Here is a 19,179-nt window from a genome sequence, read left to right on the forward strand (position 1 = left end):
AGGCCCTGATTCATAGGTGTAAACATAACGATACAATGTCGCGTGTGACATGTTACTGAATCTGGAGGGATCACTTCATGACCAAAGGACAGCAACCAAACGAAAAGCCGTTTATCATCCCGCAACCCATTCGCAGTGATGGCGCTGGTGGACCTGATCTGGGACCCAGAGACATCATGAGAGATATACAAAACCCAGATATGCTGGTACCTCCGGCAACCGATAACGGGTTATTGCCCAATCTGAGAATGTCTTTTTCCGATACCCATATGCAATTGAACCATGGGGGTTGGTCACGTGAAATCACCGTACGGGATCTCCCTATTGCCACTACACTGGCTGGTGTGAACATGAGCCTGACACCGGGAGGTGTACGGGAATTGCACTGGCATCAACAATCCGAGTGGGCCTATATGATCTGGGGAACGGCAAGAATCACTTCGGTAGATCAGAACGGACGTAATTTTATTGCGGATGTTGGGCCTGGCGATCTCTGGTTTTTCCCCAAAGGTCTGCCCCATTCCATTCAGGGACTGGAGGATGGTTGTGAATTTCTGCTTGTGTTTGATGACGGGTCCTTCTCCGATCTGAACACGTTATCCATATCCGATTGGTTTGCCCATACCCCACCAGAGGTATTGTCTGTCAATTTCGGCGTGCCCGAATCCGCTTTTCAGTCAATGCCGAAGGAACAGGTCTACATTTTCCAAGATACCGTCCCGGGTTCCATCGAGAGCCAGGAAGTTCAGTCGCCATATGGTACCGTTCCTCTCACATTCAAACACCGATTGCTGGCCCAGGAACCACTCATTACCCCCGGCGGAAGCGTCCGGATTGTCGACTCCACCAACTTCCCCATCTCAACTACCGTTGCAGCCGCACTCGTTGAGATCCGACCTGGCGCCATGCGTGAACTGCACTGGCATCCCAATGCAGATGAATGGCAATACTATCTGACAGGACAAGGGAGAATGACTGTCTTTGGAGGCAATGGCATTGCTCGCACATTTGACTATCGGGCTGGAGATGTCGGATATGTTCCTGTCGCAATGGGACACTATATACAAAATACCGGCACAGACACTTTATGGTTTTTGGAGATATTCCGAAGTGATCGATTCGAGGATGTATCGCTGAATCAGTGGATGGCGTTAACCCCGCGGGATCTGGTCCGTGACAATCTGAATGCGCCGCCTGAGTTGCTCGATGCCTTGCGTAAAGTAAAATGGCCTGTCGTTTAATTTAGTATGCATATCTATCATTTAAGCTGAATTGGGGTAATTGTCAGAGAACCCCACTATATAAGGAGGAATATGAAAGATGAGAGCCGTTACGTTTCAGGGAATAAAGGACATTCAAGTCAAAGAGGTTGAAGATCCCAAACTGCAACAAAAGGATGACATTATCGTTCGTATTACTTCCACAGCTATATGTGGATCGGATCTGCATATTTATCAGGGAGCCTTGCCTGCTGCCAAAGATTACGTTATCGGTCATGAACCGATGGGCATTGTAGAAGAAGTAGGCCCAGAAGTGACACGTGTGAAGAAGGGGGACCGCGTGGTCCTGCCTTTTAACATCGCTTGTGGTGAATGCTTCTATTGCAATCATGACATGGAGAGCCAGTGCGATAATTCCAATGGTAATCCGGATATTCATACAGGTGGATATTTTGGATTCACCGAACGTTACGGAAATCACCCCGGAGGTCAGGCAGAATTATTGCGTGTTCCCTACGGAAACTTCACTCCGTTTGTGATTCCTGAATCCTGTGAACTTGAAGATGAAGCTTTATTATTCCTGTCCGATGTTCTTCCAACCGCATATTGGAGCGTGGAGAATGCCGGAGTTAAACCGGGAGATACGGTTACTGTACTCGGTAGTGGACCCATTGGGCTGATGACGCAGAAGTTCGCCTGGATGAAAGGTGCCAAACGTGTTATTGCTGTGGATCGCCTGCCCTATCGACTGGAGAAAGCCAAACGTTTGAATGATGCAGAGATCTTTAATTTCGAAGATTACGATGATATGGGTGAGCACATTCGCGAGATTACACAAGGCGGAACCGACGTTGTTATCGACTGTGTAGGTATGGATGGTAAAAAGAACATGCTGGAAGAAATCGGACAGAAGCTGAAACTTCATGGCGGTTCACTAAGTGCGATCGAAATCGGCATGAAGGCCATTCGCAAATTCGGTACACTCCAACTTACGGGTGTATATGGCTCTTCCTACAACATGTTTCCGTTAGGCAATCTGTTTGAACGCAATATCAACCTCAAAATGGGACAAGCTCCTGTAATACATTACATGCCTGAATTGTTCCGCAAAATCACTGCTGGTGAATTCGATCCAACGGAGATCATCTCCCATCGAATTTCACTGGAGAATGCAAGCGATGCATACCGCATTTTCAACGATCATGAAGACGAATGTACCAAAGTTATACTAAAACCCTGAACCGTCGCTTTGACTATAAATATGCAGAATAAAACAAGCAGAACTACCTGTTCAAGGTACTCTGCTTGTTTTATTTTATCGACATTCATCCTTTAACTCTTTCATAAACTGCTCAGCTAAATCGTTTGTTTTACCTAATCAGACATGAGTCGGTTTAATCGCTTGGATATACACACTTTCTCCTTGGAAGCTGTCGAGCTTCCCGTTCGTTGTCACTTCAAAATTGAAAAATTTTCTGATGATGGACGGTGCACTCAACATGCTTGCTTCAAGTTCCCTTCTCTCCCGTTCCGGCAGTGCCGCACGGTTACACCACTCTTCAAACTTAAAACGCTTCTGGAAGGAAACCATCGTTTCCATTCGGAAGCCGGCATACTCCAGCATATGAATCCATTCCGTCTTGCGCCATGCTCGAACATGGCTTGCATCTCGGCACTTCTCCACTTCATTGTAAAACTGGTCATTCTCATCACGTTCAGGTGCCACGTTGTCAATGAATAACAACCTTCCACCGGGCTTCATAACTCGTAATGCCTCATGAACAAACGAAGAAACGTCCGGAAAATGGTGAGCAGCGATTCGGCAGGTCACAAGGTCATAGATATCATCATCGAATGGCAGCTTCTCTGCATCCCCGGCAACAAAATCTACATTACGGTGTCCATTGCCCTGGATAAATGCTTCAGCTACCTGAAGCATTTCTTCCGTTAGATCGAGGGCTGTCACCCGCTGAACAAGTGGAGCCAATGCATTAGCGACATGCCCTCCTCCAGTGGCGATATCCAGCACGTTCATATCCGGAGTGGCTTGAGATGAAGCCACGAGCAACGCGAGATCCTCACCTTTGGCATGCCCCGCACTCGTCACATATTTACCTGCATTTTTCGCAAACTGCTTCTGCACCTGACTTTTAATTACATCAGACATTCCAATTCCTCCTGCATAAGTTTCATTAGACGAAACATAGTTTCAAAATATAATTATATTTATTTTACCACAGATGAATGTAAAAGCTAAATAAGCATTTTACACAAATCCGGAGGCAACTTTCCACTACCTAACAAAAAAGCTGAAATAAAAAACATCCCCCGAGTAAATTTCACCCAGGAGATGTTTCTTATATTTATTACTTCACAAGCGTTGGTGACTTCTTCCACAGTCCCAGAATCAGACCGGAGATCACAGAACCAATCGCAACAGCGAGCAGGAACAATAATGCGTGGTTCGCCAGTGCTGCAACAAAGATCCCGCCGTGCGGAGCTGGTACATTAATGCTCCACAGTTGTGTCAATCCGCCAGCAACAGCGGAACCCAGAATACAAGAAGTCAATACACGCAATGGATCAGCCGCAGCAAATGGAATTGCACCTTCTGTAATGAAAGAGAATCCAAGTACATAGTTAGTCAAGCCTGATTTGCGTTCTTGCTCTGTAAATTTGGATTTGAAGAATGTTGTTGCAAGTGCAATCGCCAGAGGAGGCACCATACCGCCTGCCATTACCGCTGCCATCCATGCACCGTCTGTGTTACCACTGGATGTGAATACACCAATGGCGAACGTGTAAGCCGCTTTGTTGAACGGTCCACCCATATCGATGGACATCATACCGCCAAGCAGCAAGCCCAACAATACCGCATTACCTGTACCCAGATTACCCAGTGCATCTACAAGCCATGTGTTCAGGGAACCAAAGATTGGATCAAAGACATAGAAACTGATGGCACCTACGATCAGCAAGCCAAATACCGGATACAGCAAGATTGGTTTCAAGCCATCAATCGCTTTTGGCAATCCTTTGAACAACTTACGGAGACCAATAACTACATAACCCGCCAGGAAACCGGCAGCCAAACCACCAAGGAAACCGGCGTTTGAGTTAACTGCCATCAATCCACCGACCATACCAGGCATCAGGGCCGGGCGATCACCAATACTCATCGCGATAAATCCGGCAAGTACCGGAATCAGGAAGTGGAACGCACCTGTTCCGCCACCGATCGTTTGAAGCAGTTGCACAATCGGATTCTCAGGGCTAGCAAGCTGTTCGAACAAGAAGGAGATTGCTAGCAGGATACCGCCACCTACAACGAATGGCAGCATATGCGAGATACCATTCATCAGATCTTTATAGATTTTGCTACCTACACTAATCTTACCAGTGCTTGCGCCCTCTTCCTTGGCATTTCCGCCTTGGCTGCGATAGATCGGTGCATCACCGTTAACGGCCTTGCGAATCAGCTCTTCGGATTTACGGATTCCATCACTCACCGGTCTTTGCAATACCGGTTTGCCATCGAAACGTGCCATCTCCACATTTTTGTCTGCGGCAACGATAACCCCTTTAGCACGAGCGATCTCATCAGCAGTGAGAACATTCTGCGCTCCTTCAGAGCCGTTTGTCTCTACGCGAATATTAATGCCCATTTCCTGAGCTTTCTTTTTAAGTGCATCTTCAGCCATAAACGTATGCGCTATACCAGTTGGACATGCTGTAACCGCAACAACAAAATCTTCCGAATTGGCATTACCTACAATCACACCAGAAGTATTCTGTTGCTGACCAGTAGTAGAAGCGGATGCGGCATTTGCTTCTTTTTCAGCTTTTGCTTTTTCTTTGGCTGCTTCCTTCTCAGCTGCTTCTGCCTGTTTGGCATCAAACAATGCACTAACTTCAGCAGGTGTATCTGTACTCATCAATTGTGAGATGAAATCGCTATCAATCAACAACCTGGAAAGAGCTGCAAGCGTACGCAGATGAGTATTACCTGCGCCTTCTGGAGCCGCAATCATGAAGAACACATGAGCTGGCTGATCATCCAACGCTTCAAAATCAAGCCCTTTTCTACTCTTGGCAAATACAACTGTTGGTTCGTTCACCGCTGTTGTTTTGGCATGTGGCATTGCAATTCCGCCACCGATACCTGTGCTGGATTCAGCTTCTCTTTTATAGATCATTTCCTTGAACAGGACCGGATCATTGATTCGCCCGCTTCGGTTCAGGCTTGCAATTAGTTCATCAATAGCCTCAGCTTTGGTTGTGGCTTGCAGGTCCATGATCATCGTTTCCTGGATCATCAAGTCTGTTATTCTCATCTTGGTACACTCCCTTAAGTTCAGTCGGCCTGCCTAGGCAGGCCTCACTACATTACAATTACAGTAAAAACCTTTTATATGGCCGTTAGACTAAATCGTCGTAATGGTTACTTGATTACGCAATTCATCAATCAATTCACGTGTTGCCAGATCATCCGAGAACGCAGTTGCGCTTCCAGATGCAACCCCTGTGCGGAAAGCTTCAAGCAAATCTCCGCTCTGTACATAGGTGCCTACGAATCCGCCAATCATGGAGTCACCGGCACCAACCGAGTTTTTCACAGTGCCTTTTGGCACATTCGCATGATGAACTTCCGCTTTGGTAATGAATAGTGCACCCTCACCTGCCATGGAGATCAACACATGTTTAGCACCGGCTTCCAGCAACTTACGCCCGTATAACACCAGTTCCTCGCGAGTATCAATCGTTACACCGAATAGTTCGGCCAGTTCATGATGATTTGGCTTCACCAGCAATGGTGCATGTTCAAGAGCTTCCATTAACGCAGGGCCAGTTGTATCAATCACAAATTCGGCACCCGTTTGCTTGCATACTTTAATGAGACGATCATAAAAATCCGTTCCAAGTGAAGGCGGTACACTTCCGGAGAGAATGACAATATCTCCTTTTTCCAACGAAGATAATTTGTGAAGCAACTGCTCCGCCTCTTCGGCACCGATTGCAGGTCCAAGACCATTAATCTCTGTCTCTTCTCCATGCTTCAGCTTGATGTTAATACGAGTATCGTCTGCAATCGTGACAAAGTCTGTCCGAATGTTATCTTCTTGTAACTTGTCATTAATGAAACGTCCTGTGAATCCACCAAGGAAACCAATAGCCGTGTTATCTGCTCCAAGTTGATTCAGTATGCGAGAGACATTAATGCCTTTGCCGCCAGGGAGCTTCAAATCCCGATTCATTCGATTCAATCCGCCAAGCTTCAGCTCATCCACTTCCACGATGTAATCAATGGACGGGTTAAGTGTTATCGTATATATCATCGTTATCCCTCAATTATTTTAGTTTTCTGGGCGATTCCAGGCCGCCAATGTTCTGGCATCTGCTCGGTAATCAAATCGGCCTCCTCCAAATCAAACAATTTGGCAAAAGTAATTTCCCCTATTTTGCTTGAATCAGCCAGCACATAAGATTTTCCCGACAATTGATGTGCACGCCTTTTAATCAAGGCTTCCTCCGGATCCGGTGTTGTATACCCCATTTCGGGATCAACTCCGTTGCTTCCAAGAAAACATTTATCAAAACGGAAATTATCCATGTTCTGTAATGCGATACTGCCAATGACTGCTTTTGTATGAATTTTCATCATACCTCCGAGCAAATAACTGCGAATACGCTTGCTTACCAAAGCTTCAACATGTGAAAGTCCGTTGGTAACTACCGTTACGTCTTTAGCTTCAATAAAAGGAATCATGGCTAACGTTGTCGTTCCTGCATCCAGATAAATGCATTCGCCATTTTCGATCTCCTGTGCAGCCAAACGGGCAATCGTCGTTTTTTGTTGAATGTTTTTGAACGTTTTTTCTTCCATGCCCGGTTCCAGCGTTTTTTCATTCACTAGTGCGGCACCGCCGTGGATGCGTTTGAGCATCTGACGACTCTCCAGATCGATCAAGTCACGCCTAATCGTTGATTCAGAAGCACCCAACACATCAACAAGCTCTTGCAATTTCACAATTCCCTGTAAATGTAAGCGCTCTATAATTGCAGTATATCGTTCTTCAGTCAGCATCTTCATTCCTCCAACTGCTTCTATAGTATCATAATATCCTCAAAAAACAACCACTTTCATTCAAAATAATTTAAAATCATTCAAAAACCCGCATCTTTCGACTTATTTTCTTGTCCAATTGTATCGAAGGTGGTGACCTGACTTACTTCATGTTCTTAAAGTTGGAATTCCGTGCCCTTCAAATCTCCATTAAAAACCCTGCAGCGTCCAGCGCTTGATGAGCAGCGTTGCAGGATTTTGCTTTTCACGGGAATTTCATGCGCGTTTATGACTCTACAACCATTTCATCCGGTTTGGGTTTAAGCCATTTGCCCTCTTCATTAATAAAAGCGCCCTTGAAGCGGCCCATCTCCAATTGTTCTATCAACCGCTCCTCATCCATGACCAGAATCTCAGCAAGCTGCCCCGAGGTGTAATAATCAGCGGGATTGTAATCAAGCAGTACTGGAACAGACGTATCATATAGTTCTTTGATCAGATTCTCAAAGGAATGCCGACCGAGATTCTCCATGTCTCTATAAAACTGCAAATGTTGGGACACCATATTACGGAAAGATTTATTCTCCAGATGCATCCACAACGTATTGCAGGCCTGGACACTCATATGATTTTGTTCCACATCGTAAAATTGAACTTCTTCAATCTTCATGTATCTCTCTTGAAATGCAACGATTTTAATCAAAGGTACATTTCGTTTACGCGACGCTTTCTTCAAATGAGCTCTAAATTGCTCATAGTTCATTTCATTCATCTATTATCCCTGCCTTTAACATGTTCCAACCGACATTTTACAACAAATTAAAGGCAAGTGTAACCTTCATCATATGAAAAACAAAAAAACGTGCAGCATCAGATGCCACACGTTCACAATATTATAGAATGCGATTACTCAGCGAGGGCACCACTTTTCACCCACGTAGCCGTAAATTCCTGTTCTTCATACGCATAGAATTGCTGCAAAATAATCTCCCGATCATCGAGGAACAACTGATCCGCTATAGCAGAGACCAGTTTCGGCACTGCACTCTTGGTCCCCGATATTGCCGATGCCGACAGACCACAGCTGGCAAGTGCAGAGTAGTTGAATACAAACAGTCCGTGCAACGTTTTCTCACCTTGTTCACTCCTGCTTGTCATTGCAAACCCGGAACTCAGGTATGGATGTGCGTCCAGCAACGCATTGCGATGCTCTGGCGGAGCCTGGTAACAGTCCTCCCAACGCGCGATGTACGGCTCCACAAGCTTCAGTTCAGGACGGAGTGCCGGATCACTGAGAAGACCTGTGCTAATAATCAGAAAATCAAACTCATATGCTCCCTGTGCGGAATGCACAATCGCGCCTTGGTCTGTTGCTTCTACACTTCGCCAAGGCGAATTCAAATGCAGTTCGAATCCAGGCCAGGCTGCCGCACGATTAAACGTATCATTGGTTGGGGGTTGATTGAATTTGAAGAAATGAGAGATCACTTCATATTTATCAGCAACCGGAAGAGCGTGGTATCGCTCGATCATACCGGATTGTTCCATCTGACGAATAGGATTAACACTTGGCAGTTGTTCCCGCCGTACAAATACATGAGCTTCCGCCACACCCGTGGCAAGGGCATAACTCGCATTATCGAATGCAGAAGCGCCGCCGCCAAGTACAGCTACCCTTTTACCTTTTAATTGATCAAAATCAATCGCTTCCGACGTATGGGCATACCGATCCCGAGGTAATCTATCCGCAATCATGGATGGCACATGCCACTCTCCACCACCTTGTATTCCCGTAGCAAACACTACTTTGCGAGCAAGTATGACATCCATCTGAGTTCCTGCCTTGTTCACATGAAGTCGATGTATTCCGTTCTCTATTGGCTCAACCAGCGTCAATTCTACCTCATTGAGCACAGGCAGATTCAGCACTTTCCGATACCAGCGTAAATAATTCATCCAGTCTCCACGCGGGATTTTATCTACCTCTTCCCAACCTTCGGGCCCTACCTGTGCTTCCCACCATGAGCGAAAGGTTAACGAGGGGATACCCAGATCGATGGAAGTCAGATGCTTGGGTGTGCGCAAAGTTACCATACGCGCATAAGTCTCCCAAGGACCTTCAAGCCCTGATGCATTCTCGTCAATGACGACAATATTGGAGATCCGTTCACGAAGAAGTCCAAATGCCGCCCCTAATCCACTCTGGCCTCCACCCACAATGACGACATCATAGACATGACCATCCGCATGTTCTCTTGGACGTACCCAGTTCGCGCCATCAAATGACAAATAAGCTAGATCATTCTTCACACGTTCATTCAAAGCTTCCAGGCTCATGATTCATCAACCCTTTCGAGATACATATATGAACTAGTCTTTCTTTGATCATTGGATGTGATATTGTTGTTAGTTATTTCGAGGATAATTGTGCTTTTTCTTTGTGTTCCTGAAATATATTAGCGTTATTATATGAGTTATCGGGGATCATTTGAAGTTGGCGGCAGCTTTATTGTCATCAACACTAAAAATATCTAACATGCTTGTTAATTCGCACGAAACCCTAATTGGATTATTGATGCAGTTCCTGCTGAACAGATGCTTTACAGAAAATAAAAAAGACAGACCAAGATGTAACCTTGGTCTGTCTTTTTAAAGGAATGCTATTGGCCGGCTTGTTCACGGCGCTGCAATTTTTCATTGGTTAATTTCTCAGGGGTCACATCATGCCCCAGTGGGTCCACAACGGATACTGCCAGCATGGTTGTCAGCACCTGACCTCGAATAGCCTGCAAATATTGTTTTCTGAGCTCCTGCTGCTCGCTTTTTTCTGCTTTTGTCAAACCGACGCTGCTGCGTTGTTTTCGACTTAATTCGTTAATGCGTCCCAAAATAGGAATCATGAAATCCACCTCACTTGTTAGTCCACTTTCCAAAAGATATTTCGAATATCTTCAAACTAACTTATTACAACTTTACGAATTTGTCCATAGGCGCATTCCGTTAAGAATTTTTTTCAGGTGATCTCATGCACAGACCACACAATGCCATTTGTAGCACTACTGCCCAGGTTCAACGTAATCGTCAACCCGTTTGCAGCATAGAACAGTCCAATCACATCTCCCGCACTCAATGCCACTTCTACCGCCAAAGTCACGGAACCGCTTCCCAGCACTGCCCGAAGTGTGAGTAGCGTAATCGCGACATTTAGGACGGGCAACAAACCACTGACAAGTGTCGTTACCGTAGGGGATGTTCTCTGTACAAGAAAGGCTGGGTTAACGCCAGCACCCAGAGATAGAGCAATCGCTGCAGTCGTTGCATAATTGATCGTGGCCACAATGGAGTATCTTCCGGTTACCGGGACGGTATAGTTTCCTGTGGTTGCATTGAAGTTGGCATTACCGTAATAAGGAGCCGTGGTCGTCCAGTTGGTTAACTGAGTGCTGGTTGCTGTCGAAAGTGTAGCCAGGAAGGCCGAGAACCCTTGTGTTGCAAAATTGGGGCCGGTTGGTCCAGTGGCTCCTGTCAAGCCCGTGGCCCCGGTTGCTCCTGTGATTCCTGTTGCTCCAGTAGCTCCGGTTGCACTCGTTACACCGGTTGCCCCAGTTGGTCCAGTCGGGCCCGTCGGGCCAGTTGGACCTGTGATGCCTGTAACCCCAGTAGTTCCCGTAACTCCGGCAACCCCAGTTGCACCTGTAGAACCAGTAGCTCCCGTAATGCCTGCTGTTCCGGTTATTCCTGTAACTCCTGTTGTGCCTGTGGCTCCTGATACACCTGTGAGCCCTGTAGCCCCAGCTGCTCCGGTCGCGCCAGTAATACCCGTGGTTCCTGTTGCTCCAGTCACACCTGTGATTCCAGTGGCTCCAGTCGTACCTGTGATTCCAGTGGCTCCAGTCGTACCTGTTGTACCCGTAACACCAGTTACGCCAGTTGTGCCGGTTATGCCAGTGGCACCCGTAATACCCGTTGCTCCAGTAGCCCCGGTGGTCCCCGTCACACCAGTCGTACCTGTGACCCCTGTTAGACCCGTCTCTCCTGTGGCACCAGTTGCTCCCGTCGTTCCAGTAAATCCTGTATTACCTGTAACCCCAGTAAGTCCAGTTACTCCTGTTGTGCCGGTACTTCCGGTGGTGCCCGTTGCACCTGTAGTTCCTGTAGCACCGGTCACACCTGTGATACCCGTAACTCCTGTTGTGCCTGTGGCTCCTGATACACCTGTGAGCCCTGTAGCCCCAGTTGCTCCGGTCGCGCCAGTAATACCCGTGGTTCCTGTTGCTCCAGTCACACCAGTGATCCCAGTGGCTCCAGTCGTACCTGTTGTACCCGTAGTTCCAGTCGCGCCGGTTACGCCAGTAACTCCCGTAGCTCCCGTTGCTCCAGTAGCCCCGGTGGGTCCCGTCACACCAGTCGTACCTGTGACCCCGGTTACACCCGTCTCTCCAGTTTGGCCAGTTGTGCCGGTGGCACCTGTAATTCCAGTAGCTCCAGTCACACCCGTAATGCCAGTTACGCCGGTCGTGCCGGTGGCTCCTGTTTCACCAGTAATACCCGTTGGACCGGTTGCCCCTGTAGCACCAGTCGTACCTGTAACTCCGGTTATGCCAGTCGCACCAGTGGCTCCGGTTGGCCCTGTTGTACCCGTAACACCAGTTACGCCAGTTGTGCCAGTTATGCCAGTGGCTCCAGTCGCGCCGGTTACGCCAGTAACTCCCGTAGTTCCCGTTGCTCCAGTAGCCCCGGTGGGTCCCGTCACACCAGTCGTACCTGTGACCCCGGTTACACCCGTCTCTCCAGTTTGGCCAGTTGTGCCGGTGGCACCTGTAATTCCAGTAGCTCCAGTCACACCCGTAATGCCAGTTACGCCGGTCGTGCCGGTCGTGCCGGTTGTTCCTGTTTCACCAGTAATACCCGTTGGACCAGTTGCCCCTGTAGCACCAGTCGTACCTGTGACTCCGGTTATGCCAGTCGCACCAGTGGCTCCGGTTGTACCTGTCGTGCCGGTAACGCCTGTTGCACCCGTCTCTCCTGTAATACCCGTGGTTCCCGTTGCTCCAGTCGTACCTGTTGTACCCGTAACACCAGTTACGCCAGTTGTGCCGGTTATGCCAGTGGCTCCAGTCGCGCCGGTTACGCCAGTAACTCCCGTAGTTCCCGTTGCTCCAGTAGCCCCGGTGGGTCCCGTCACACCAGTCGTACCTGTGACCCCGGTTACACCCGTCTCTCCAGTTTGGCCAGTTATGCCGGTGGCTCCTGTAATTCCAGTAGCTCCAGTCACACCCGTAATGCCAGTTACGCCGGTCGTGCCGGTCGTGCCGGTTGTTCCTGTTTCACCAGTAATCCCCGTTGGACCGGTTGCCCCTGTAGCACCAGTCGTACCTGTGACTCCGGTTATGCCAGTCGCACCTGTGGCTCCCGTTGTACCTGTCGTGCCGGTAACGCCAGTAACTCCCGTAGTTCCCGTTGCTCCAGTAGCCCCAGTGGGTCCCGTTACACCTGTCGGGCCAGTAACGCCTGTTACACCCGTCTCTCCAGTTTGGCCAGTTATGCCGGTGGCTCCTGTAATTCCAGTAGCTCCAGTCACACCCGTAATGCCAGTTACGCCGGTCTGGCCGGTTGTTCCTGTTTCACCAGTAATACCCGTTGGACCGGTTGCCCCTGTAGCACCAGTCGTACCTGTAACTCCGGTTATGCCAGTCGCACCTGTGGCTCCGGTGGGTCCTGTCGTGCCGGTAACGCCAGTAACGCCAGTAACTCCCGTAGATCCGGTCGCCCCTGTCGTTCCTGTTGTACCCGTAACACCAGTTAAGCCAGTTGTGCCAGTGGCTCCAGTCACGCCGGTTACACCAGTAACTCCCGTAGTTCCCGTTGCTCCAGTAGCCCCGGTGGGTCCCGTTACACCTGTCGGGCCGGTAACGCCTGTTACACCCGTCTCTCCTGTAATACCCGTGGTTCCTGTTGCTCCAGTCGTACCTGTTGTACCCGTAACACCAGTTGTGCCAGTTATGCCAGTGGCACCAGTCGCGCCGGTTACACCAGTGGCTCCGGTTGTACCTGTTTCACCAGTAATACCCGTTGGACCGGTTGCCCCTGTAGCACCAGTCGTACCTGTGACTCCGGTTATGCCAGTCGAGCCGGTTACGCCAGTAACTCCCGTAGATCCGGTCTCCCCAGTCGTACCTGCAACCCCTGTTATACCGGTTTCCCCAGTAGCTCCGGTCGCACCGGTTGGTCCCGTTACACCTGTCGTACCGGTAGCGCCTGTTACACCCGTCTCTCCTGTAATGCCCGTGGTTCCTGTTGCTCCAGTAGCCCCGGTGGTCCCCGTCACACCAGTCGTACCTGTGACCCCTGTTAGACCCGTCTCTCCAGTTTGGCCAGTTGTGCCGGTGGCACCTGTAATTCCGGTAGCTCCAGTCACACCCGTAATGCCAGTTACGCCGGTCGTGCCGGTTATTCCTGTGTCACCAGTAATACCCGTTAGACCGGTTGCCCCTGTAACTCCTGTAAATCCAGTTACCCCAGTAATTCCAGTAGCACCAGTCGGCCCGGTTACGCCAGTTATTCCTGTGGAACCCGTACTCCCCGTTGCTCCTGTAACTCCAGTCGTACCTGTGACTCCGGTTATGCCAGTCGCACCAGTGGCTCCGGTTGGTCCTGTTGGTCCTGTCGTGCCGGTAACGCCTGATACACCCGTCTCTCCTGTAATGCCCGTGGCTCCAGTTAATCCCGTAACACCAGTTGGACCATTGAATCCTGTTAGACCTGTTTCCCCTGTGATGCCAGTTGTGCCCGTTGCTCCAGTCGTACCGGTTGGTCCTGTGAACCCTGTTTCTCCAGTTACACCTGTCGTTCCGGTAATTCCTGCTATGCCACTAACTCCTGTTGCACCTGTAATCCCCGTTTCTCCAGTTGATCCCGTCACACCAGTCGTACCTGTCACCCCTGTTGGACCTGTAGCTCCAGTAGTTCCGGTTGCACCAGTAATTCCTGTGGCTCCTGTTACACCAGTAACTCCCGTGATACCCGTTGCCCCAATCGTACCTGTTGATCCTGTTTCACCAGTATTCCCTGTTAGTCCTGTAGTGCCTGTCGGACCGGTTATACCAGTAACTCCAGTCGTACCTGTGCTCCCAGTTAGACCCGTCTCTCCAGTGACGCCTGTTGCTCCTGTCGCACCAATTGTACCCGTAACGCCAGTTAAGCCGGTCATGCCGGTTGGCCCTGTTTCTCCGGTGACCCCCGTTATGCCCGTAGCTCCGGTAATACCAGTTGAACCAGTAGAACCCGTGAGTCCTGTCGCGCCAGTTACACCAGCAATTCCTGTTGTGCCACTAACTCCGGTTGCACCTGTAGCCCCAGTTAGACCCGTTTCCCCGGTGACACCTGTGACTCCTGTTAGCCCCGTCTCTCCAGTTGCACCAGTTGTTCCGGTTGCGCCGGTTACTCCCGTGGAACCTGTACTTCCTGTTTCTCCAGTCGCACCTGTTGGGCCAGTTACACCAGCTGTACCCGTGGTTCCTGTGATCCCAGTCGCACCAGTGGCCCCGGTCGCTCCCGTAATTCCCGTCGTTCCGGTTACGCCAGTCACTCCCGAGATACCTGTAATTCCGGTTGCTCCAGTCGCTCCTGTCGTGCCTGTGAATCCTGTTAGTCCCGTTTCCCCAGTGACACCAGTCAGTCCGGTAGCTCCGGTCACGCCTGTGATACCCGTGGTTCCAGTAAAGCCAGTTAGTCCAGTTGTACCTGTAATCCCTGTGGCTCCGGTCTCACCGGTGATTCCGGTTACCCCTGTTAACCCTGTCGTTCCTGTTGGACCGGTAACTCCCGTTAGTCCTGTGAACCCTGTTTCTCCAGTTACACCTGTCGTCCCGGTGTTTCCTGTAGCACCCGTAATTCCGGTAGCTCCGGTAATTCCTGTTGTGCCACTAACTCCGGTTGCACCTGAAATCCCCGTTTCTCCAGTTGCGCCAGTTGATCCCGTCACACCTGTCGTTCCTGTGACCCCTGTTTGACCTGTATCTCCAGTAGTTCCAGTTGCTCCAGTAATTCCTGTGGCTCCTGTTACACCAGTATTGCCGGTTATGCCTGTAACTCCCGTAGTACCGGTCGTACCTGTTATGCCAGTAACGCCGGTTGTACCTGTACTTCCCGTTGCCCCTATCGCCCCAGTAGATCCTGTAGCACCTGTAACTCCGGTGGTACCCGTTTCTCCAGTAGCCCCGGTGGGTCCTGGCACACCAGTCGTACCTGTGACTCCGGTTGTGCCAGTGGCACCAGTTGCTCCGAACGCACCTGTACTGCCTGTAAATCCAGTAATACCTGTTGCACCTGTTATTCCAGTCGTTCCTGTTGTGCCCGCAATTCCAGTAACGCCAGTTATACCTGTAACGCCAGTTAATCCGGTTGTACCTGTTGGTCCTGTTTCACCCGTATTACCTGTTATTCCAGTACTTCCTGTAGTTCCTGTTTCGCCAGTGCCCCCGGTGGGCCCCGTTAGACCAGTCGTACCTGTAACTCCTGTTAGCCCCGCCTCACCAGTACTTCCTGTCGCTCCGGTGAATCCTGTCAAACCAGTCGTGCCGGTCGCACCTGTACTGCCCGTAAATCCAGTAATCCCTAAAGCACCAGTATTTCCAGTAACGCCAGTGATGCCTGTCGTGCCTGTTGCGCCGGTTGCTCCCGTCACACCAGTTAATCCAGTTGCCCCCGTAGTGCCTGTTGTTCCAGAAGTACCAGTGCTTCCTGTAACTCCAGTCTCACCTGTAATACCTGTTAGGCCCATCTCTCCAGTGACGCCAGTCGCTCCGGTCGCACCAGTAAATCCTGTCGTTCCTGTGTTGCCTGTTTCTCCAGTAGTACCAGTTGCGCCAGTTAGTCCAGTCGTACCTGCTGTACCCGTAACACCAGTAACTCCCGTAGACCCGATCCCCCCAGTGCGGCCTGTCGTACCAGTAAGTCCCGTTTCCCCAGTGGCACCAGTTGCGCCGATCGCACCTGTTATCCCTGTCGTGCCGGTTATGCCAGTATTTCCAGTTGGACCCGTAGTTCCCGTTGCTCCTATCTCCCCAGTAAATCCTGTAGCACCTGTAACTCCGGTGATACCTGTCTCACCGTTTGGGCCGGTCGCGCCCGTAGTACCTGTCGTTCCAGTTACGCCACTGACTCCTGTGATACCTGTGGTTCCAGTAATACCAGTTGTTCCTGTTGCTCCGGACGGGCCTGTGATTCCAATTTCGCCAGTACTTCCAGTTAATCCAGTCGCACCCGTAATACCTATTAGACCCGTCGCTCCGGTTGGGCCAGTCGAACCTGTCACTCCCGTGAATCCTGTTTCACCAGTAGTTCCAGTTAGTCCCATCACACCAATACCAGTTGGACCAGTTGCTCCAGTGAACCCTGTAGCCCCAGCTAATCCAGCAACTCCAGTTGGACCTGTAAAGCCGGTTATACCGGTATTTCCTGTAGTACCGGTCATGCCTGTAACACCAAATCCGGTAATTCCAGTTGCCCCGGTTGTTCCTGTGACTCCAGTTGATCCAGTTCCAGTCGCACCTGTAGCTCCTGTACTTCCTGTAGATCCAATTGCTCCCGCCTCACCCGTTGGACCGGTCGGACCTGTAACTCCTGTAGTTCCAGTCAAACCTGTGGTGCCCATCAGTCCGGTAGTTCCTGTTGCACCTGTGACTCCAGTTATTCCGGTACTTCCCGTGGTTCCAGTTACTCCGGTCCGTCCTGTTAAAATGGTTGCTCCCCATATGCCGGGATACCCAGGGTCTCCGGTTAACCCAGTAGCACCTGTTGCTCCAGTGAATCCTCTCATTCCTTGATAACCCCGTGGGCCGCGAAGGAAAGGAATCCTGTGACTTTTCTTTTTTTTGCATTTACGTCTGCTTTTCTTACAAGACTTACTCTTCTTCTTTGGGATAGAGTGCTTTTTTGATTTTTTTGCTTTCCGTTTACCTGTACTGATTAAGGAAATTTTGCGTTTCCTTTTGGACATACCGCTCACAAGAAAATCCCCCCTCCTCGTACACCAAGTCAATTCTCCGCATTTTACAATAGTACACTCTATGCCCGGGACTAGCTTTGTGCGCCCCCTATTCAATATACCTATAAAACCTTCGAAATTAGTGATCAATCAATTACTTTTCTCCAAAAAATATATTCCCCATCTACTCCCCCTGCAACTCCAACTCCTTAATCGTCAACTTAATTCCTTCCTCAAAAGATGTTGCCACAACCGGGCCAATCCGTTCCTCATACTTCTGTCTACTCAAGATCAGGGGTTCCTCGGTCAGATATAACATTTCTACAATTTCTTTCATAACGGGTACACCTAGTCCAATCACCGACAATCCCACTTTTCCTAATGCCATCACAGGTTTGCTTCTTCCCGCAGCCTTCTGTGCCATACGCACAATCTCATGACCCGAGATGATCCCCGATCCAGGAATGTTCCAGTTCTGTCCATACGTCATCTCTCTGCTTGCCAGCTCCACCACCATGACCGCAGCATCCGGTAAATAAATATACTCTCTCGGTACCTTCATATTTCCGATAAAAAAAGCCATCTTACCTCTTGCTATCGCTTCAAGCGTTGAGCCCAGATAGGAAGCTTGATTAGCCGATGGGCCATAATAATCTGGCAAACGAACGATCATCACCTGAGCTCTGCTCCAACTTGTGCTGAATAACATCTGTTCATAGGCAAGTCGTGTCTTGCCTTTACGGGTATGTGGCTGTTTCGGATGTTCTTCGGTTACCTCGTTCATTTGTCTTCTACCATAGGGATAAATTCCATCCATTACAACCACGTTCAGACCCAAGTGTTCTGCCGCTACCATTACGGATTCGCCTAGCGGAATCAGCTTGCTCTCCATCTCGTTATACGGGACGTTCGCACAATGAAACAGGACATCCGCTTCCTGGGAAAAAGCAATAATATCGTCCGGCCGAAATGCATCTCCCACTGCGATTTGCAGGTGATCTGGAGACCCCAACTTTACCGCAAGTTGCTCCAGTTTTTGATGGGAGCGCCCAAATGCAATTGTAGAAATTCCCCGTTTAATCAATTCTTCCGTAATTGCTGCACCTGTTCCACCTGTCGCTCCAATCACAATAGCTCTTTTCATCGTAGATCGACCTCTTTCATCCATTTAGTTATTGATCAATCACTTACCTAAAAACAATATAAACCATAATTAGTGATTGATCAATAACTAAAATATAAAAAGGGACTTTACCTCCCTCTCTATCGTTCCTTCAGCTCCGGCATATCCAGTGCATTAGATACATTACACAACATCCCGATTGCCAGAAAAATCATGGTTCTTTTTAGTGGTTCAGCAATTCCTGCAACGGTAAAAGCTTCCAGTACCATGCTTCGTACATCACTAATGCCTTTTTGCATGGCCTGACGAATGACTTCTTCACGGATTGTTTGTGCCTGCATCTGAAGCAAAATCTCGCTCTTGTGTGCTTCCAGAATCTTATCATAGGCTTCAATTAGATCATTCTCTAACTGATCTGGTGTCGCCGTCTCCACCACAATTCGAAACGAATCAATCACCCGTGTCCATGAGACCTCGATTGCAGTTAATAATAAAGCTTCTTTTGTTTTGAAAAAACGAAATATATACGGCTGTGAGATCTGTGCCCGTTCAGCCACCTGGGCTGTAGTCGCACGATAATAGCCAATTTCCGCGAAGACGTCAATTGCTGCAGAGATAATATCATTTCGCCGGTTAACTGACGCTGCTGTAACTTTAGCCATGATAATCCGTCCTCCAATAGTTAGTAATTAATTGATCAATAGCTTGAAGTATAACGAATACTATCCCTCAATGCAAAGGTATCGTGACCGTGTACAAAGCCAACAAACCCGCAGACGCTGGC

Annotated in this window: 12 protein-coding genes; 2 read left to right on the top strand and 10 right to left on the bottom strand. The window is 49.2% G+C overall.

Features of this window, described 5'->3' with window-relative positions; genetic code table 11:
• Positions 1 to 77 precede the first annotated feature (77 nt).
• On the top strand, positions 78 to 1,241 hold the full coding sequence (locus ACDJ59_RS16095; RefSeq protein WP_413404129.1) for an oxalate decarboxylase family bicupin: 1,164 nt from the start codon (positions 78 to 80) through the stop codon (positions 1,239 to 1,241).
• 79 nt (positions 1,242 to 1,320) lie between these two features.
• A complete protein-coding gene (locus ACDJ59_RS16100; RefSeq protein ID WP_074094414.1) occupies positions 1,321 to 2,460 on the top strand; it encodes a zinc-dependent alcohol dehydrogenase in 1,140 nt (379 codons plus the stop codon).
• Between the two features lie 138 nt (positions 2,461 to 2,598).
• Here the strand turns inward: ACDJ59_RS16100 and ACDJ59_RS16105 are convergent, their stop codons facing one another.
• The 10 genes from ACDJ59_RS16105 to ACDJ59_RS16150 all read right to left on the bottom strand — a co-directional run bounded on the left by ACDJ59_RS16105 (position 2,599) and on the right by ACDJ59_RS16150 (position 19,057).
• Positions 2,599 to 3,387 carry a class I SAM-dependent methyltransferase gene (locus ACDJ59_RS16105; protein ID WP_413404132.1) on the bottom strand — a complete coding sequence of 263 codons (789 nt, stop codon included), beginning with the start codon at positions 3,385 to 3,387 and terminating at the stop codon, positions 2,599 to 2,601.
• 199 nt (positions 3,388 to 3,586) lie between these two features.
• On the bottom strand, positions 3,587 to 5,554 hold the full coding sequence (locus ACDJ59_RS16110; RefSeq protein WP_413404134.1) for a fructose-specific PTS transporter subunit EIIC: 1,968 nt from the start codon (positions 5,552 to 5,554) through the stop codon (positions 3,587 to 3,589).
• Between the two features lie 90 nt (positions 5,555 to 5,644).
• Positions 5,645 to 6,556 (bottom strand): 1-phosphofructokinase, encoded by a 912-nt coding sequence (pfkB, locus tag ACDJ59_RS16115; RefSeq protein ID WP_413404136.1) that lies wholly within the window; start codon positions 6,554 to 6,556, stop codon positions 5,645 to 5,647.
• 2 nt (positions 6,557 to 6,558) lie between these two features.
• Positions 6,559 to 7,305 (bottom strand): DeoR/GlpR family DNA-binding transcription regulator, encoded by a 747-nt coding sequence (locus tag ACDJ59_RS16120; protein ID WP_413404138.1) that lies wholly within the window; start codon positions 7,303 to 7,305, stop codon positions 6,559 to 6,561.
• Between the two features lie 265 nt (positions 7,306 to 7,570).
• On the bottom strand, positions 7,571 to 8,056 hold the full coding sequence (locus tag ACDJ59_RS16125; RefSeq protein WP_413404141.1) for a hypothetical protein: 486 nt from the start codon (positions 8,054 to 8,056) through the stop codon (positions 7,571 to 7,573).
• Between the two features lie 134 nt (positions 8,057 to 8,190).
• Positions 8,191 to 9,621: an NAD(P)-binding domain-containing protein gene (locus tag ACDJ59_RS16130; protein WP_413404143.1), complete on the bottom strand. Its 1,431-nt coding sequence runs from the start codon at positions 9,619 to 9,621 to the stop codon at positions 8,191 to 8,193.
• A 323-nt stretch (positions 9,622 to 9,944) separates the two neighbouring features.
• Positions 9,945 to 10,184: a DUF896 domain-containing protein gene (locus ACDJ59_RS16135; RefSeq protein WP_047842338.1), complete on the bottom strand. Its 240-nt coding sequence runs from the start codon at positions 10,182 to 10,184 to the stop codon at positions 9,945 to 9,947.
• Positions 10,185 to 10,297: 113 nt separating this feature from the next.
• A complete protein-coding gene (locus ACDJ59_RS16140) occupies positions 10,298 to 17,104 on the bottom strand; it encodes a beta strand repeat-containing protein (RefSeq protein WP_413404145.1) in 6,807 nt (2,268 codons plus the stop codon).
• A gap of 352 nt (positions 17,105 to 17,456) precedes the next feature.
• Positions 17,457 to 18,416 carry an SDR family NAD(P)-dependent oxidoreductase gene (locus tag ACDJ59_RS16145; protein ID WP_413404147.1) on the bottom strand — a complete coding sequence of 320 codons (960 nt, stop codon included), beginning with the start codon at positions 18,414 to 18,416 and terminating at the stop codon, positions 17,457 to 17,459.
• Positions 18,417 to 18,535: 119 nt separating this feature from the next.
• On the bottom strand, positions 18,536 to 19,057 hold the full coding sequence (locus tag ACDJ59_RS16150; RefSeq protein ID WP_413404149.1) for a TetR/AcrR family transcriptional regulator: 522 nt from the start codon (positions 19,055 to 19,057) through the stop codon (positions 18,536 to 18,538).
• Between the last annotated feature and the right edge of the window lie 122 nt (positions 19,058 to 19,179).

Origin of the sequence: Paenibacillus amylolyticus (assembly GCF_047302515.1) — a bacterium.
In the GTDB taxonomy this organism is placed as follows: Bacteria; Bacillota; Bacilli; order Paenibacillales; family Paenibacillaceae; genus Paenibacillus; species Paenibacillus amylolyticus_G.

What these genes read in the sequence shown, in the direction of transcription:
- ACDJ59_RS16095 (WP_413404129.1), top strand. Translation starts at nt 78, where the DNA reads ATGACCAAAGGACAGCAACCAAACGAAAAGCCGTTTATCATCCCGCAA.
- ACDJ59_RS16100 (WP_074094414.1), top strand. Translation starts at nt 1,321, where the DNA reads ATGAGAGCCGTTACGTTTCAGGGAATAAAGGACATTCAAGTCAAAGAG.
- ACDJ59_RS16105 (WP_413404132.1), bottom strand. Translation starts at nt 3,387, where the DNA reads ATGTCTGATGTAATTAAAAGTCAGGTGCAGAAGCAGTTTGCGAAAAAT.
- ACDJ59_RS16110 (WP_413404134.1), bottom strand. Translation starts at nt 5,554, where the DNA reads ATGAGAATAACAGACTTGATGATCCAGGAAACGATGATCATGGACCTG.
- pfkB (WP_413404136.1), bottom strand. Translation starts at nt 6,556, where the DNA reads ATGATATATACGATAACACTTAACCCGTCCATTGATTACATCGTGGAA.
- ACDJ59_RS16120 (WP_413404138.1), bottom strand. Translation starts at nt 7,305, where the DNA reads ATGCTGACTGAAGAACGATATACTGCAATTATAGAGCGCTTACATTTA.
- ACDJ59_RS16125 (WP_413404141.1), bottom strand. Translation starts at nt 8,056, where the DNA reads ATGAATGAAATGAACTATGAGCAATTTAGAGCTCATTTGAAGAAAGCG.
- ACDJ59_RS16130 (WP_413404143.1), bottom strand. Translation starts at nt 9,621, where the DNA reads ATGAGCCTGGAAGCTTTGAATGAACGTGTGAAGAATGATCTAGCTTAT.
- ACDJ59_RS16135 (WP_047842338.1), bottom strand. Translation starts at nt 10,184, where the DNA reads ATGATTCCTATTTTGGGACGCATTAACGAATTAAGTCGAAAACAACGC.
- ACDJ59_RS16140 (WP_413404145.1), bottom strand. Translation starts at nt 17,104, where the DNA reads ATGAGAGGATTCACTGGAGCAACAGGTGCTACTGGGTTAACCGGAGAC.
- ACDJ59_RS16145 (WP_413404147.1), bottom strand. Translation starts at nt 18,416, where the DNA reads ATGAAAAGAGCTATTGTGATTGGAGCGACAGGTGGAACAGGTGCAGCA.
- ACDJ59_RS16150 (WP_413404149.1), bottom strand. Translation starts at nt 19,057, where the DNA reads ATGGCTAAAGTTACAGCAGCGTCAGTTAACCGGCGAAATGATATTATC.